This is a genomic window from Novosphingobium resinovorum, assembly GCF_001742225.1.
GTDB lineage: Bacteria > Pseudomonadota > Alphaproteobacteria > Sphingomonadales > Sphingomonadaceae > Novosphingobium > Novosphingobium resinovorum_A.
Genome location: NZ_CP017077.1, coordinates 519,694 through 535,822 on the forward strand (window position 1 = coordinate 519,694; position 16,129 = coordinate 535,822).

General features: G+C 61.1%; 20 protein-coding genes. 12 read left to right on the plus strand and 8 right to left on the minus strand.

The window, feature by feature from the left end; genetic code table 11:
- Nucleotides 1-5: 5 nt before the first annotated feature.
- From BES08_RS27475 to BES08_RS33265, 6 genes are all read right to left on the minus strand, one after another.
- Complete coding sequence (locus BES08_RS27475; RefSeq protein ID WP_069709968.1) at nt 6-701, minus strand: superoxide dismutase; 696 nt, start codon at nt 699-701, stop codon at nt 6-8.
- Nucleotides 702-874: 173 nt separating this feature from the next.
- Nucleotides 875-1,273 (minus strand): hypothetical protein, encoded by a 399-nt coding sequence (locus tag BES08_RS27480; RefSeq protein WP_069709969.1) that lies wholly within the window; start codon nt 1,271-1,273, stop codon nt 875-877.
- Entirely contained in the window at nt 1,270-1,938 is a 669-nt protein-coding gene (locus BES08_RS27485; RefSeq protein ID WP_211152033.1) for a carbonic anhydrase, read from the minus strand. The genes BES08_RS27480 and BES08_RS27485 overlap by 4 nt, the downstream gene beginning before the upstream one ends.
- Nucleotides 1,935-2,576, minus strand: coding sequence for a peroxiredoxin (locus BES08_RS27490; protein ID WP_069709970.1), 642 nt, complete (start codon nt 2,574-2,576; stop codon nt 1,935-1,937). Before BES08_RS27490 ends, BES08_RS27485 begins: the two co-directional genes overlap by 4 nt.
- Nucleotides 2,577-2,673: 97 nt before the next feature.
- The gene (locus BES08_RS27495; protein WP_069709971.1) at nt 2,674-2,853 is read right to left on the minus strand and encodes a hypothetical protein; all 180 of its coding nucleotides are present in this window, start codon (nt 2,851-2,853) and stop codon (nt 2,674-2,676) included.
- A 53-nt stretch (nt 2,854-2,906) separates the two neighbouring features.
- The gene (locus BES08_RS33265; RefSeq protein WP_156800006.1) at nt 2,907-3,380 is read right to left on the minus strand and encodes a hypothetical protein; all 474 of its coding nucleotides are present in this window, start codon (nt 3,378-3,380) and stop codon (nt 2,907-2,909) included.
- 64 nt (nt 3,381-3,444) lie between these two features.
- Here BES08_RS33265 and BES08_RS27500 point away from each other — a divergent pair, with 64 nt between their 5' ends.
- A complete protein-coding gene (locus BES08_RS27500) occupies nt 3,445-4,293 on the plus strand; it encodes a LysR family transcriptional regulator (RefSeq protein ID WP_008828738.1) in 849 nt (282 codons plus the stop codon).
- Nucleotides 4,290-4,775: a DUF6306 domain-containing protein gene (locus BES08_RS27505; RefSeq protein ID WP_069709972.1), complete on the plus strand. Its 486-nt coding sequence runs from the start codon at nt 4,290-4,292 to the stop codon at nt 4,773-4,775. The genes BES08_RS27500 and BES08_RS27505 overlap by 4 nt, the downstream gene beginning before the upstream one ends.
- Nucleotides 4,776-4,804: 29 nt before the next feature.
- Here BES08_RS27505 and BES08_RS27510 read toward each other — a convergent pair whose 3' ends face one another.
- Complete coding sequence (locus BES08_RS27510) at nt 4,805-5,248, minus strand: Rrf2 family transcriptional regulator (RefSeq protein WP_008828736.1); 444 nt, start codon at nt 5,246-5,248, stop codon at nt 4,805-4,807.
- Nucleotides 5,249-5,475: 227 nt separating this feature from the next.
- Between BES08_RS27510 and BES08_RS27515 the strand changes: the two genes are divergently transcribed.
- From BES08_RS27515 to BES08_RS27550, 9 genes are all read left to right on the plus strand, one after another.
- Complete coding sequence (locus BES08_RS27515; protein ID WP_008828735.1) at nt 5,476-7,110, plus strand: nitrite/sulfite reductase; 1,635 nt, start codon at nt 5,476-5,478, stop codon at nt 7,108-7,110.
- Nucleotides 7,103-7,543, plus strand: a complete 441-nt coding sequence (locus BES08_RS27520; RefSeq protein WP_008828734.1) for a DUF934 domain-containing protein — start codon at nt 7,103-7,105, stop codon at nt 7,541-7,543. Before BES08_RS27515 ends, BES08_RS27520 begins: the two co-directional genes overlap by 8 nt.
- 174 nt (nt 7,544-7,717) lie before the next feature.
- Nucleotides 7,718-8,047 (plus strand): hypothetical protein, encoded by a 330-nt coding sequence (locus BES08_RS27525; RefSeq protein WP_231958384.1) that lies wholly within the window; start codon nt 7,718-7,720, stop codon nt 8,045-8,047.
- Nucleotides 8,047-8,259, plus strand: a complete 213-nt coding sequence (locus BES08_RS33270; RefSeq protein ID WP_156800007.1) for a hypothetical protein — start codon at nt 8,047-8,049, stop codon at nt 8,257-8,259. Before BES08_RS27525 ends, BES08_RS33270 begins: the two co-directional genes overlap by 1 nt.
- Before the next feature lie 189 nt (nt 8,260-8,448).
- Nucleotides 8,449-8,718, plus strand: coding sequence for a hypothetical protein (locus tag BES08_RS27530; RefSeq protein ID WP_008828732.1), 270 nt, complete (start codon nt 8,449-8,451; stop codon nt 8,716-8,718).
- A gap of 145 nt (nt 8,719-8,863) precedes the next feature.
- The gene (locus BES08_RS27535) at nt 8,864-10,939 is read left to right on the plus strand and encodes an FUSC family protein (RefSeq protein WP_069709973.1); all 2,076 of its coding nucleotides are present in this window, start codon (nt 8,864-8,866) and stop codon (nt 10,937-10,939) included.
- Nucleotides 10,936-11,160 (plus strand): DUF1656 domain-containing protein, encoded by a 225-nt coding sequence (locus BES08_RS27540; protein WP_008828027.1) that lies wholly within the window; start codon nt 10,936-10,938, stop codon nt 11,158-11,160. Before BES08_RS27535 ends, BES08_RS27540 begins: the two co-directional genes overlap by 4 nt.
- 1 nt (nt 11,161) lies before the next feature.
- Entirely contained in the window at nt 11,162-12,061 is a 900-nt protein-coding gene (locus BES08_RS27545; protein ID WP_069709974.1) for an efflux RND transporter periplasmic adaptor subunit, read from the plus strand.
- Nucleotides 12,055-13,491 carry an efflux transporter outer membrane subunit gene (locus tag BES08_RS27550; RefSeq protein ID WP_008828025.1) on the plus strand — a complete coding sequence of 479 codons (1,437 nt, stop codon included), beginning with the start codon at nt 12,055-12,057 and terminating at the stop codon, nt 13,489-13,491. The genes BES08_RS27545 and BES08_RS27550 overlap by 7 nt, the downstream gene beginning before the upstream one ends.
- Nucleotides 13,492-13,533: 42 nt before the next feature.
- Here the strand turns inward: BES08_RS27550 and BES08_RS27555 are convergent, their stop codons facing one another.
- Nucleotides 13,534-15,330: a chloride channel protein gene (locus BES08_RS27555; RefSeq protein WP_069709975.1), complete on the minus strand. Its 1,797-nt coding sequence runs from the start codon at nt 15,328-15,330 to the stop codon at nt 13,534-13,536.
- Nucleotides 15,331-15,425: 95 nt separating this feature from the next.
- Here BES08_RS27555 and BES08_RS27560 point away from each other — a divergent pair, with 95 nt between their 5' ends.
- Nucleotides 15,426-15,821: a MarR family winged helix-turn-helix transcriptional regulator gene (locus tag BES08_RS27560; RefSeq protein WP_008828024.1), complete on the plus strand. Its 396-nt coding sequence runs from the start codon at nt 15,426-15,428 to the stop codon at nt 15,819-15,821.
- The last annotated feature ends 308 nt before the right edge of the window (nt 15,822-16,129 follow it).

Sequence of the window (16,129 nt, forward strand, 5' to 3'; positions counted from 1 at the left end):
CTTATTCAACGGGCGGTCTGTGATGGTGGATAGCGCCACGGCTTGCGCTGGCCGATCGCTGCGTCAAACTGCGTTTCGGCGAAGCTCCAATTTGCGAGCCTGTTCCACCAGGACGTGATCCAGCCCGCGCGATCCTGGCGGTAATCGATGTAGTAGGCATGCTCCCACACATCGCAAGCAAGCAGCGGCGTCACCCCTTCCTCAAGGATCGGACTACCCGCGTCGTGGGTCGAGAGCACCTCGAGCTTGCCGCCCTTCGCGATAAGCCAGACCCAGCCCGATCCGAAATGGCCCGTTCCTTCAGCGGAAAAACGCTGTCTGAGCGTTTCGAGACTCCCGAATTCGGACGAAATGGCGCTGGCGAGCAGCCCGGCAGGTTTAACCGTTTTCGGCGCCATGCTCTCCCAAAAGAAGCTATGGTTCCATGCCTGGGCTGCATTGTTGAAGACGCCCTTCGCGCCGCTGCCGTGCGCGATACGGATGATTTCCTCGAGCGTGTGGGCCGAGAAATTCTGCTCGGCCAGCAGCCGATTGAGCGTTTCCACGTAGCGTGCGTGATGTTTGCCGTGGTGGATCTCCAGTGTTTCCGCCGAGAGGACAGGCTCGAGATCCTTGGTCCCATAGGGCAGGGGAGGCAATTCGAAGACGAGCCTCTCAAGGTCGGATTGGGCTATTACAGCATTGCGGCTTTGATCAGCCATCGCTTGTCTCCTTGAGCAGAAATAGCGCCGGAAATCGTTTCGGCCGCCGCGTGATGACGAGTGTGACCCCATCCGGCGCAGATAAGCCTGTAGGACGGTCCTGATGATGAGGGCTGCGGGATCATTGCTGATGCAGCGGCACAGGGCGCTGCAATGGTGTTTGGTGAGGGCTGTCAATGTGCATAGGACAGTTCTGCCCTTCGCGCATAGAGCGCGGCCATACACAGGGCGATTGCCCCAACCGGGTGATGGGCTGTCCATTGGCCAAGCTCGCCCACCACGGTGGTCCCCTCGGGGCCGGCTTCGATCCAATAGCCGGGTGGCACCAACATAGCGGCAGCGCGGCAAGTCGCCGTGTAGAGCAGTGCCCGAACGTGGCTTCCGTCGTCCTGCAGCCAGACTCCGGGAGCAATAACGGTCAAACTGCGCAGCGCCGGAAATACGGCCAGCGCAATCCGTGAATCGATGTCGCGATCGGGTTCACACGCGCCCTGGCACGCGGAGATGGCGTCGACGAGGCTGTCGTCGTGACCAATCGCCCTCACGCGGCGCAGGGCGCGCACGGCGTTCATGACGCGCCTACAACCAGAACTGCCTCATCGGGGTCGCGGCTGACGGGTGAGCAGACCGGTTGGAGGAGGCCGTCTCCAATGGCGTACACCCAACCGTGAAGTGTTAGCGAAGCGTGCTGCGCCCAGGCCCGAACGACCAATGGGTTGGCTGCGAGTGCTTTCACCTGGGCGCGGATATTATGTTCGCACAAACGGTCTGCATTGGTATCCGGGGTGCAGCAGACTGTTTGATAGAGCTCACGCACCGGTGCGAGCCAAAGCCCGATCGCGTCGTCCCTGTCCGGTGCCATTGCCGCTTGAATCCCGCCGCACCCGTAATGGCCCACGACGATGATGTGCTCGACCTTCAAAACATCGACCGCGAACTCCAAGGCGGCGGCGAAGTTAGGATCGCTCGGCGTGGCGAGATTGGCGACGTTGCGATGAACAAACATCTCGCCGGGATCGAGATCGACGATTTCGGTGGCCGGCACCCGGCTGTCCGAACAGCCGATCCAGAAGTAGCGTGGCCGCTGCTGGCCTACGAGCCGTTTAAAGAATCCGGGATCGATCAGGGTTTTGGCGTCAGCCCATACGCGGTTGCGGGCCAACAGGTCGGAGAGGCCGCCGTCGTCTGCTCCGTCGGCGGCGGTCTGTCTTTTTCCACTCTCCTCCAATTGCCTCATTGCCCGGGAGCCTGCAGATCGACGACCCGAAGGTAGGGCTTCAGTGTCTTGTAGCCTTGTGGGAACTGCCGGGATGCCTCCTCGTCCGACAGCTTCGGCGATATGACGACCGGCTCGCCAGGTTCCCAGTTGACGGGCGTTGCGATGCTACGGGCATCTGTAAGTTGAAGGCTGTCGATGGCACGGAGAATCTCGGCAAAATTCCGACCGGTCGAAGGCGGGTAGGTCAGGATCAGCCGCACCTTGCGTGACGGATCGATGACGAAGACGGAACGGACAGTGACCGTCGGGTCGCTCTCGGGGTGGATCATGTCGTAGAGCGCCGACACCTTGGTGTTGGCATCCGCGATCATCGGGAAGTCGAGTTTCGTCCCTTGGGTTTCGTGAATGTCGAGCTCCCATTTGTGATGGGCTTCGACCGGATCCACCGAGAGGCCAATGGGTTTGACGTTGCGTTTGTCCCCTTCGGACCGGAGCTTGGCAACCTCGCCCAGTTCCGTCGTGCAGACCGGCGTAAAATTCTTGGGATGGCTGAACAGGACACCCCAGCTTCCGCCGAGCCAATCGTGGAAGCTGATGCGACCGTGCGTGCTGTCCTGCTCGAAATCGGGGGCGATCTGCCCGAGCTGAATGGCCATGGGAACTCCTTCATATCGCAGATCTGATGTGGAGATGGACGAAGCATCATACAAACGAATGTTATCATTATTTATCAGCAAAGATATTGGATATAAATTAGCACCGGGTTCCCGGTCCGAGCCCCACGATCACGAGGAGGGCTATCGGCATGGCGAACAGCACTATCCCATTGCCGTCCCCTTCGGCGACGAAGCCGTTTTGGCGGAGCAAATCGACAAAAAGGCGGATCGAGACGAAGGCGATGCTTGCGGCGAAAATCAGATAGAGCCCGGACATGGAGGGCGGGCGCTCTGGTCCACGCGCTTGTCGGTCATCATCGTTGTCAGCCTTCACGGCAGCTTTGTCCGTGACGAGGGAGGCGGTTTGCGGCGGCAGGTTTCCTGAAGATTAGGGGCATCTTCACCCGACGGCTGTCGGTCTTCAGATGACCACAGCGCAATGAAGTCAAACGGAGGGGGCACTTCCTGCCAGGGCTGACGCACTCGGCGATGTGCCGTTTGTTCCCAATCGAGAGAGAGGATCACACCGATACAAACCGCGATCACGAAGACCACCACGGCAACGAAGACATCGTCACTGATCGCACCAGCGTCGTAAAAACTGAAAAGTGCTATGCCTATCCCTAAAACCAGCAACGCCAGCGCTATGCTGACTTTCCAGATTTCGGCCCGCGGCGGCGGCGGTTCGGGCGTGAAGCGGCCTAAAGGTTTCATCTGAAAGTTCGCCCAAACCGTTGGACGCCTTATGGTTGTTGGTGCCTGTCCAGGGTCGATCACACGGGTCTTGCCTTGTGATCCCATCATCGGCCCGCTACCATGAAGCAAGCAAATGAATATTATTGCGCATTGAGCGCAAGGATGATGGCTTATGGATATCAATGTTGCGCGCACATTCTTGGAAGTCGTCAAAACCGGCAGTTTTGTGAACGCTGCGTCGAACCTTCACCTCACGCAGACCGCAGTCAGTGCCCGCATCCGGGTGCTTGAGGACCTGCTCGATCGGCCAGTATTCATCCGCAACAAGGCAGGTGCGAAGCTGACACCGGCGGGCGAGCAGTTTCTGCGCTTTGCAACCACCATAGTGCAGGTCTGGGATCGGGCGCGCCGCGCCGTCGCGCTCCCGCCGGGACGGGAGACCGTGGTAACGGTCGGCGCCGAGCTCAGTCTGTGGAGTCCCTTGCTGCGGCACTGGCTGCTCTGGATGCGTCGGGAATGTCCGGAAATCGCGGTAAGCACCCATATCGACACATCCGAACGCCTGATGGAGCAGGTCCAGGATGGCTCACTCGATATGGCGGTGCTCTATGCCGCGCCGAGCCGTCCGGGGATCATCGCCGAACTCTTGTTCGAGGAAAAGTTGGTCCTGGTGCGGACCACGCCAACCAGCAGCCCTCTCGCACCGGAAGATCATGTTCAGATCGATTGGGGTGAGGAGTTTGCCGGGAGCTATCACGCCGCTTTCCCGGATCAGCCTAACGCCGTCGTTTCGATAAGCTATGGTCCGCTCGCGCTCGATTATATCCTGGCGACAGGGGGTAGCGGCTATTTTCGCAAAGGCTTCATCCGCTCCTATCTCGAGGAAGGCCGCCTCGCTCTCGTCCCCGGAAGTCCTGAATTTTCGTACTCGGCCTATGTCGTCCACAGCACAAAGGCCGACCCGGGCGTGATGGACCGCATTCGTGCCGGCCTCAAGGCGGCCGCGGCGATTACAGCATGACCGTGAACGAACCATCGTCACCCGTTTGCTACGCCAGCGAAGCCGATGACATTTACATGGGCTTTGTCGGTCGCGAGGAGATCCTCGCGGCGCTCAACGAACTGCTGGAAGCCGAACGGGCCGGCGCCCGCGTCGCGCTCGCCAGCGCCAAGTCGGCGAACGATCCCGACTACGCCGAACTGATGCGATCGGTCCGTGCCGACGAAGCACGTTGGTGCGCGATGCTCTCGAGGCAGATCAGGCGATTGGGCGCAGCGCCCTCACGCAAGACCGGCGCCTTTTACAAGAAGGCGTTGGCAATCCCTGATCCGCTTGAAAGGCTCGCCTTTCTCAAGCGCGGACAAGCCTGGGTGGTTCGCAAACTGGAATCTCTGACCCCTAGGGTTCGTGACGAGGCATTGCATGCCGATCTTCGCGAGATGCTCGAGAGCCATCGGGTCAACATCGATCGCGCCGCAGCGCATCTTGAAGCGGAGCATTGACCTGCGCGGAAACCCGCAAGCTGTATCATTTAGTCCATGCCGACGCCGAGCGGTGATTGGCGGTTAATCAGCCGCTTCATGGCCTCACGATCGGACAGGAGATCGGAAATCCGGTAGGTATCGAATACCGCCATCATCGCCTGCATGCCTTGCGCCAGCACGCCGGTCAGTCCACATGCGGGAGACAGCGCACACCCGGAACAATCTGCGAGTTGGAAGCCTTCCTCGGTGCGGCGGACGACCTCGCCGACGGTGATCTCATCCGCTGGTCGGGCGAGACGCATGCCGCCGGCGCGACCGCGAACGGTTTCGATGAAGCCGTCGTGCGCCAGGGCGTTGACGACCTTCATCAGGTGATTGTGGGAGACATCATAAGCCCGCGCGATTTCGCCGATCGAACACAGGCGCTCTTCGTGAAGGGCCAGGTGAATCAAGACCCGCAGTGAATAATCCGTGTAGCGTGTCAGCCGCACGCAAAACTCCCGAGAAACAATCTGCAAACACCATACCTGTATGTAACAGACATGTTAAGGCCGAGATTGCCCTCAATGCCGGTTTGCAACGATCGGCCCATGGTTATTGACCTGCAGCGACCTGCCTTATCGAGCAATTATTTTGATGGATCGATGCATTAAAAGTCATTTTGTGCATGAGTGATCATGATGCCATCCTGATGCTCCCTTGGGCGTAAGAGGCTGATATGTACAAATACGACGAGTATGATCAGGCCATGGTCGATGCCCGGGTCGAAGAGTTTCGCGACCAGACGCGCCGTCGGATCGAAGGCCATCTCAGCGAAGACCAGTTCAAGCCTCTGCGGCTCAAGAATGGGCTCTACCTGCAACTGCACGCTTATATGCTGCGCGTAGCGGTGCCTTACGGCACGCTCAATTCGCGGCAAATGCGCAAGCTGGCGCATATCGCGCGCAAATATGACCGAGGCTACGGTCATTTCACGACACGACAGAACATCCAATATAACTGGATCAAACTGGCAGAGGCGCCCGACATCCTCGCCGAGCTTGCGACGGTGGAAATGCACGCCATCCAGACGAGCGGCGAGAGCATCCGCAACCTCTCGGCCGATCATTATGCCGGGGCCGCTCCCGATGAGATATGCGATCCGCGGCCCTGGGCCGAACTGATCCGCCAAGCCACGACGTTCCATCCAGAGTTCAGTTATCTGCCGCGCAAGTTCAAGATCGCAGTGATCGCCGCGCAGGAAGACCGTGCCGCGCTGCGCTGGCACGACTGTGCGCTGCGCATCGTCAAGAACGAGAGCGGTGAGCAGGGCTTCGAGGTCTATGCTGGCGGCGGTATGGGGCGCACGCCGATTATCGCTTTCCCGATCAGGGGGTTCTGTCCGGCAGGCCAGATTTTCTCCTATATCCAAGCGATCCTGCGGGTGTGGAACCGGCATGCGCGGCGCGACAACATCCACAAGCAGCGGATGAAGATCCTTGTCCATGAACTGGGAGAAGAAGAGTTCCGCCGTCAGGTGGAGATGGAGTTCGAGCACATCCTGACGCTGGGCCGGGATTTTCCGCAGGCCGAGTATGACAGGATTGCCGCCCATTTTGACCCGCCGCCGTTCGAGACCGGGCTTTCCGAGGAGCTCGACCGCTCCGATCCCGACTTCGCGCTATGGGTCGATCGCCAGGTCGCCGCACATAAGGCGCCCGGTTATGCCATCGTCAATATCAGCCTCAAACCCGACGGGGGTATAACCGGCGACATTTCAGCCGAGCAGATGGAGCTCGTGGCCGACCTTGCCGAACGCTACAGCTTCGATGACCTGCGCTCGACGCATGTCCAGAATCTCGTGCTGCCCCATGTGCGCAAGCGGGATCTCCATGCGGTCTGGCAGGCGCTGGACGCGGCGGGGCTGGCAAGCGTCAATCTCGGCCTCGTCACGGACATCATCGCTTGTCCCGGACTCGATTATTGCAGCCTGGCCAACGCGCGTTCGATACCCGTCGCCCAACAGATCGCAGAGCGCTTTGCCGATCTCGATCGTCAGCTCGACCTCGGCGAACTCAAGATCAAGATTTCGGGCTGCATCAACGCCTGCGGTCATCACCACGCGGCCCATATCGGTATCCTTGGTGTCGATCGTAAGGGCACAGAGAACTACCAGTTGCTGCTTGGCGGGTCCGGGGCCGAGGATGTTTCGCAGGCCAAGATCACCGGGCCGGGCTTCGACGAGACCGGGATCGTCGATGCCGTCGAACGCACGATCGAACGCTATCGTGAGATTCGCGAGCCAGGTGAACGCTTTCTCGATTGCTATCGCCGCGTTGGCATGGATCCGTTCAAGGAGGCTATTTATGGGTGATCCGTTACGCTTCCGGGACGATCCGGCACCGGATGAGCCGGGAGTTTCCCTGGATGCGTTTCTCAATCAGAAGGACGCAACCTCAGTGCTTCTCGAGGCGGGCGATGATGTCCGCGCCTTGTTACCCGAACTTGGCCGCGTGCGGCTCGTCGAGATCGACTTTCCGCGGTTTCGCGACGGGCGTGGTTTTTCCAGCGCAAGCATATTGCGCGAGGCGGGCTACACAGGCGAAATCCGTGCGATCGGTGACGTGCTCGTTGATCTGGTATTCTTCATGCGGCGTTGCGGCTTCGACAGCTTCGAGCCCGACGCCCCCTTTCATCCGGGTGCCGTCGATGCCGCACTGAGCCGCTACCCTGACGTCTATCAGTCGGCGACAGATGGACGAGAGCCGATCTGGGCGCTGCGGCATCCCCAATTCGCCGCTGAATGAACGCAGTTCGTTCCTATGGTTTGGACGGTAGCTTCGGCACCTGATGCGCGCGCCATATAATGACCAGATCATCGTGTCTTGATGCCCGACTTGAGTGCTGGAAGCGATGAGCGGGACCCTTGTAAATATATCGTAACACGATATATTAGAATGAGGGATGCGGAGGGGATGTCGATGGAGGCCGCTATGCCGATGTTGAAAATCCTGGCCACGACTGTCGGCCTGACGTTGGGCAGCTTGCTGGTCGCGGTATCGTTGTCCTGTCTGGCTTGGTGGCTAGCGACCCGCGCTCATCATCCGCGCTGGGGCGCGCCACTTCTGCTCATCATAGTTGGCGGCGCCTGGCTGGCTGCCTTGGGCCACAGTGAGTTCGTGAAGATGGCCACCGTATTCGCTTTGGTTGGATCGGGCTTGCTCTATTTTGTAGGTCGGGAAGAACAGGGGGGAGGGCCGTCGCGCGACACGAAACCGGGCCGCTCCGCCATTCCTGGAGGAAAGCACTGATGGCAACGCAGATCTGGATCTATCCTGCCCTCATCGCGGTGCTAGGCCAGAATAGACGGCCGAGCTTTGCTGAAATGCGCAGTTTCGTTCGACGAGCCCGGCGTGAAGCCGCTGCAGCAGGCGGTTCGGACGTTGCATGCCGAGGGAAGGTGCGTCGTCTGATCGAAGCGGCTCTGAAAGCGCCATCTCCTCAGTTGATGGCGGACGAATAGGCGCGCCCTACTCGCGCTTTGCGAACGCCCCTGCGTGTGATGTTGTTTCCCGTCGCCCGAACCTCAGAATTTTTGCGCTTAACCTACAAAAACATTCGTTTGCGACGCGGCGCGCATTCTTTCACCCTGCCTCCATCAGGCCATGAAGATGGCTGGTTACGAGCGAGCATCGACGGGAGAGGATGCCGCATGAAGAGGTTTATGTCGGGCGACGCTGCTACACAGGCCGTATTCACTTGGTCACGGGCACTGTGGACGCTTCTGTTCGCTGGGCTCGCCTTTGCTCTCTATTGCCTCAGCAAATATCGCCTTCTCAGTGAGGAGCAGATCATGCTGCTGATTTTCCTCGCCGTGCCGATCGCTGCATTCTTTGTGTCGGGCAAAGGGCAGGATATGTCCGATGCTTCGGACAAGACAGACCAGGGCATCAATTCGAGCTCGACCACTAAAAGCAATTAACCGCAAAATATTTGCGTTTCTCCATCAATATTTTGATCTACGGTTTAGCGCGCTGGCTCGGTTAAAGGGCTGTCTCATATCCATGGGAGGTAATGACCACGGTCGCTGTCGATCGTGACAATCCCGTTTGTCATGGTTGTCAGTGATGCTTGTTGCGTTTGCGGGCGGGAAATGCCTGCCAGCCTCTCCCTTCGTGGTTGACCCCCAGAAGCTGCTCTTCTCGCTCAGCAGCTTGCTGGCGGCGGCCGCTACGCTGGCTATCGCCTTCTCGGCCAGTCTGCCCCGCCCCTGGTGGGCTCTGTTGACGGTCTACGTTACCGCTCAACCCATGGCCGGTGCCTTTCGGCCCAAGGTTCTCTACCGTCTGGGCGGCATACTAACCGGTGCCGCTGTCACGATCCTGCTCGTTCCCAACTTGCAGAACTCGCCCGAACTCCTGGTCTTGTGCCTCGCGGCCTGGACAGGTTTCTGCATCTATCTTGCGGTTCTTGATCGCACTCCGCGTGCTTTCCTGTTCCAGATGGCGGCATTCAGCTCGGCGGTGATCAGCTTTCCCTATCTCGATGATCCGGGGAATATTTTCGAGACCACGGCCGCGCGGGTGCAGGAGATGACGGTTGCTATCCTGTGCGTGACGGCGGTTCATGCGCTGCTGCAACCTTGGAGCGCAACGCCGGCTATTCGCGCCCGTGTCCAGTCTTTTTTGGGCCACGCCCGCCGCTGGACCTCAGAGGCGCTTGGCAGTCACCATACCCGTCTCGAAGACGCACATCGCCGCGCACTGGCGGCGGACGTCACCGAACTCGGCATGATCGCGGTCCATTTGCCGTTCGATCAGCGCTGGGCTCCCGCGACCCGGCGACGGGTTACGGCCTTGCAACAGCAGCTCGCCACCATCCTGCCACTTGCCTCGGCTGCGGCGAACCGGCTCGACCGCCTGCGTGAAAGCGCCGATCTTCCGCCAATGCTCGAAGCTTTGCTGGCCGACGTCACCGACTGGCTGGATGATGAGCAAAGCGAGCTGCACCGGGTGGGATCGCTGGTGCGACGGTGCGAGGCGCTGGCGGCCGCCGCTGAGGCGCGCGGCGACTGGAACGACCTGCTGACCGCGAGCGCCTGCATCCGCATCGCCGAGTTCCTGACCGCATTGGCCGCGAGTCGAAGGCTGGCGGACAGGATCGGGTCACCGGGTCGGCCCAGCGCTAAAATTCTTGCCGCAGAATCCTTTTCGCTTGCCCGCGATCATGGCGTCGCTGCGCTCGCGGGCCTGGCGACCGCCACGGCAATCGGGCTCTATTGCGCCGTCTGGATCCTGCTTGCCTGGCCTAATGGATCGGCGACCGCGGCCTTTGCCGCGCTCATTACCTGTTCTTTTGCCGCACAGGACGATCCGGCGCCGGTGATCGGTCGCTATCTCGTGGCTACGCTCAAGACCTTTCCGTTGGGGGCTCTCTACCTTTTCGTGATCATGCCTCGGGTCGATGGCTATGAGATGCTGATCGTCACCCTGGCCCCGGCCTTGCTGTGGATGGGCTATATCCAGGCCGATCCCGCACGTTCGCCGCAGGCCTTGCCGATGTTCTCCTGCTTTATCGTCGCCATGGGCTTTCTCGCGCGTTTTCAGGCGGATTTTGCACTGTTCATCAACACGGGGTTGGCCCAGCTCGGCGGAATTGTAGCGACGCTTGCCGTCACCCGCATGTTCCGATCGGCCAATGTCCTGTGGACCGCCCGGCGCATCCTGCGCGCGAACTGGGGTGAACTGGCCCTGCTTGCGGACATTCGCCGGCCTTTCCGTCCGGACCGCTGGACGGCAAGAGCGGTCGACCGGCTCGGGCAGGTGGCTGCACGAATGGCGGTGGCGACCGCCGGCGATAGACTCCATGCCGCTGACGGTCTGGCGGACCTCAGGATCGGCCGCAATATCATTCCGATCCGCCGGGCGTTGTCTCATGTCCCGCATAATGTGCGGCACCGCCTGGGCGCGGTACTTGCCGGGCTGGCGGTGTTTTATCACGAGCGCTGGCGCCATGGCCATGCGGATGCCCCGCCGCCAGGGTTGCTCGAGCCAATCGACCGGGCCTTGGAGGCGCTTCTGAGCCTGCCGCTCGATGAGCATCGTCGGCCTGCCTTGCGTGCGCTGGTAGGAATGCGCTGCAATCTCTTCCCGACCGCCGCTGCGCCCCATATCGTTTCATCAAGAGCTGGGGAAAGCGCATGATCGAGGAGATCAATGTGCTCGGCATTTATATGCCGGCGGCGCTCGCCTGGGGCGTGCTGGCCGCGGTGCTCGTCTATATTGTGCGCGGGCTCCTGCAGCGCCTGCCGGGCTATCGACTGCTCTGGCACCCAAGCCTGCTCGAGCTCGCTCTCTTCATTCTGCTGTGGTGGGGCCTGAGCGCGCTCGCCGATAGTTTCCTCTACCGATGGGTCGCGTCTTGACATGTTGCACCGACAAAATCTCCTGCGATCGCTCGCCACGCTCCTTGTCATACTCGTAGTTCTGGGGGGGATATATGCACTGTGGCTGCGCTATCAGGTCGAGCCGGTCACGCGTGATGGCAAGGTGCGCGCGGACATGGTGCCGGTGGCCGCCGATGTCAGTGGGCTCGTCACCGAGGTGAAGGTCGCCGACAATCAGATGGTCCGAAAGGGCGAGATACTCTTTATCATCGACCGTCCGCGCTACCGGCTTGCGCTGGAACAGGCCGAGGCCAACGTGGCAAGCCAGCGCACCGCGCTCGCGCAAGCTGTCCGTGAGGATCGGCGCAACCGGGCCATGCCCGAAGTGATCGCCGCTGAAGTGATCGAACAAGGCACGGCGCGGGTCGAAGGACTGCGGGCGACGATTGGTCAGGCGGTGGCAGCGCGCGACCTGGCCCGCTTCAATCTGGAACGAACCATCGTGCGTGCACCGGTGGACGGGACCGTGTCCAACATGTCGCTCCAGCCCGGGGTCTATCTGACGGCCGGCAAAGCCGCGTTAGCGCTCGTCTATGACCACTCGCTCCGGGTGGAAGGTTATTTTGAGGAAACAAAATTGCCGGCGATCCGCGTCGGCGACCGTGCAAGCATCTACCTGATGGGCGTTGCTGACGAGATCGAAGGCCATGTGCAGAGTATCGCGGGCGGCGTCGAGGATCGCGAGCGGGCCGGGACTGACGGGCAACTGGCCAATGTAAACCCATCCTTCACCTGGGTGCGTCTGGCGCAGCGCATTCCGGTACGTGTCACGATTGATAAAATACCGGCTAATGTGCGGATGATTCCGGGCCAGACGGCCACGGTTGTCGTTCATCCGCGCGATGACGGACGCAGCGTGCACCGGAGCCTGCCATGGTGAGGCGCGCGCTGGTGCTGGCGGCCGCTACCGCTCTGGGCGGCTGCACGGTGGTCGGACCCGACTATCATGTGCCTGACACCGCGATGGTAAACGCGCCTGCGGCGCAAGGTGCGTTTCAGTCGATAGGCGCGGCCACGACGCAGGAACCGCTGCCCGATCATTGGTGGCGGCTCTACGAGAACCCGACCCTCGACCGGCTGATCGAACAGGCATTCGCCGCCAATACGGATCTGCGAGTGGCCGAGGCCAATCTCGAACGCAGTCTGGCCTTGCTCGACCAGCGCAATGCGGGCCGGGAAATTCAGGGCAGCGCGAACGCCGAAACAAGCTGGGCCCAGCGCTCGGCGGAAGCCGAGTTGAGCCATGTGAAGCCGCCGACGCGGCAAATCTACAATATGGGCATCGGGGCCAGCTATGATCTCGATCTGTTCGGCGGAATAAAGCGCGGGATCGAGGCAGCAAGTGCCGATGCCGACGCTGCCGTGGCGGCGCGCGATCTGGTGCGTGTGACCGTCGCGGCCGAGACGGCGCGCGCCTATGCCGACATCTGTAACGCGGGCTATCAGCGCGATGTGTTGGGTCGTGCGATTGCTGTCCTAGAGCAAAGTGTTCGATTAACCCGGATCATGGTGTCGCATGGACGCGCGGCACCCTATGAACTGGACCGGCGACAAGCGTTGCTCGAAGCGAGCCAGGCCCGGCTCCCACAATTGGTGGCGCGCCAACGCAACGCCCTTTTTCGTGTCACATCGCTGGCCGGTCGCACGCCGGGAGAAGCGGATACCAGCCTGTTGGCGTGTCACGCACCGCTTGCGTTGACACGCATGATCCCCGTTGGCGACGGTGCCGCGCTGCTCAAGCGTCGGCCCGACATCCGCATGGCCGAGCGCCGTCTCGCCGCGACGACAGCGCGGATCGGCGTCGCCACGGCGGACCTCTACCCTGATATCCGTCTGGGAGCATCGATCGGCTCTACGGGGGCTGCTGCCGATTTCCTGTCACCGCTTACCAACCGTTTCGGTCTCGGCCCGCTGATCAGTTGGACGCTCAACCGACATGCTGTTCGCGCCCGCATTGCGGCGACCGAGGCACAAAGTCGCGGCGACCTGGCCGCGTTTGACGGTGCAGTGATCAAGGCATTGCGGGAGGTGGAAACGGCGCTGACCAATTATCAGGCCGGGCTTGAGCAGCAGGAAGGTCTCGATCGTGCATCCGCAGATGCCATGCGAGCAGCGATGCGGATGGGTCAGTTGCGGCGTGGAGGCAAGATCGCCGCATTGCCCGCGCTCGAGGCTGAGCGTGATCGGGTTGCGGCGGATCAGGCTGCCGCCGAAGCGCGCGCGGCGATCAATGACGATCAGATCACGCTATTCCTGGCGCTTGGCGGGGGATGGGGCAACGGAAATGCGAACGAATTGGGCGCAGATTGATTCCGCAGATCCATTCCGCGCGCATGGCACAACTGACCGATCTTAGGCCGGTTTCTGAACTTTGCTTGGCGGGCGCTTGGTTCCGACATGACGCGAGCGCCCCAGTTCCGCGTGACGGTTTGCGCTGCGGGTCTTGAGCAGATCCTGACGCGAAAGAATGCCGAGCACGCGGCGGGTTTCAGGGTCAATAATCGGGATGCGGCCAATCCCGGATTCGACGATGAGATCGGCGACTACGCCGGTCTGCGTATCGGGATAGGCAATGGGCTGCGCCGCATCTGAGATTGCATCGACGAGCGGTGTTTGATCATCGTCGCGATCGCTCTGCCAGCGCAGGGCATCGGTGCGGGAAACGAGACCCAGTAGCCTGCCTTGCGGATCGATCACCGGATAGCTGCGATGCACAGCCTCATTCGCGAAGAAGGATACCGCCTGCTCCACGGTCATCGTGCCAGGCAGGGTAGCCGGATCGCGCGTCATGATCTGACCAGCCTGGATGAGGTCGAGGGGATCGACTGTATATTCCTGCAGGATGTGGCGTCCGCGCCGCGCAATCTTCTCTGTAAGGATCGATCGCCGCATCAAGAGCACGCTGACGGCATAGGCGCTGCCCGCAGCCGCGATCGTGCATGGAATGGCGCTGAAATGTCCGGTGAGTTCGACCGCGAAGATCGCGCCGGTCATCGGCGCGCGCATAGCCCCGCTCATGATCCCCGCCATGCCGATCATGGCCCAGAACCCGGGATCGCCCGGTAGAAACTGCCCAAGCAGAAAGCCGGCGGCGCCGCCCAGGATGAGGAGCGGCGCCAGCACGCCGCCTGATGTGCCCGACCCCAGGGCGACCAGCCAGACGATGGCCTTCACGACGAGGAGCGCGGCAACGACCCGGAGCGATAGCGAGGCGTTGAGGAGAGCCTCGATGCTTGCATATCCTGCACCTAGCACATGAGCATCGATGAGACCGCCCAGACCGACGACGACCGCGCCGATTGCCGGCCACCACATCCAATGAAATGGCAGGCGATGGAAGAGATCCTCGATGCGGTAGAGGGATGTCGACAACAGCGCGGCTTCGAGACCGACGATGAGACCGATCCCACCCGAAGCGAGCAGAGCCCAGCTTGCTTGCGGGGCGATCGCCGTCATGGGGAACATCGGTCCCGATCCGAGCAGCAGTGGCCGCCAGGCGAAGGAAATAAGCGCTGCAACGAGAACGGGGACGAAGCTACGCGGCTTCCATTCGAACAGGAGCACTTCGACGGCCAGCAAGATCGCCGCGAGCGGCGTACCGAAGATGGCGGTCATGCCGGCTGCTGCACCGGCCACGAGGAGCGTCTTGCGCTCGGCCGCGCTGAGATGGAAGCATTGGGCGAACAGCGAACCGATGGCCCCGCCCGTCATGATGATCGGTCCCTCTGCGCCGAAGGGACCGCCACTGCCGATCGAGATCGCCGAGGACAGAGGTTTGAGCAGCGCGACCTTGAGCGACAGTCGGCTCTCGCCGAACAGGATCGTCTCGATCGCCTCGGGAATGCCATGGCCGCGGATCTTGTCCGACCCGAACCGCGCCATCAGACCCACGACAAGGCTGCCGACGACGGGGATCACCACCACCAGCCAGCCCACCGATGCATCGGTGATCACCGAATGATCAGCAGAAAGACGACCGAACCAGAAGAGGTTGGTGGCGATCGCAATGAGTTTGACCAGCACCCATGCGCCAAAGGCGCCGCCCGTTCCGACCACGATGGCCATGATTGCCAGCATGACCATGCGGCGATCGACACTATGGTCGGCGAGTTGGTGGCCTTCGACGGAACGTGGAGGTGTCAGCGACATGAATCAGCATTATCCTGTGAAAAGCAGTGCACGCCGACTATATCGCATTGCGATGTAATTCAATCAGTGAGGATCATTTGGGGCAAAAGGATAAATTGCTGGGCGATGCCGACTATGTGGCGCTGGCCTCTTTTCGCCATGCCATTCGCCGCTTCCAGGCGTTCAGCGAGGAAAAGGCCATCGAAGTCGGGTTGACGCCGCAACAGCACCAGGCGCTCCTCGCGATCCGGGGCTGTCCGCCGGATGAAGCCACCGTCGGTCATGTCGCGGAACGTCTGATATTAAAGCCGCACAGCGCCACGGGCCTGATCAATCGCCTCGAGGCGTTGGCGCTTATTACGCGCGAGGCGGCTGCTACCGATCGCAGGCGGGCGCTGGTGCGCCTCACACCCAAGGCCTATGCCCTGCTCGACGCCCTGTCCGCTGTCCATCGCGAGGAAATCCAGCGCTTGCGGCCGGTCTTCACCGGCATCTTCGAACAACTGGGGTGAGCAAGTGTCATTTTAATACAAATATTATGCGCTGAACCAGAAATAACATTCATTTGTCTTCTGACATTCTAACCGGCACAACGCGATGTGCAGAGTGAAGACGCTTCACGACAACAGCGCCCGGAGAGGATCCCGCGAAAGCAGGCCGGAGCGCGGGAACGGAGACGGCAGCCAAGGACGAGTGCATGACGCAGACGGAGTATCCGGGGAATCCCCTGACCCTGGAGCAATGGCGATCGGTGCAGGATATGACCGCATCGCTGACGGCAGCGCAGGCGTCTTGGATTAGCGGCTACTTCACCAGGTTA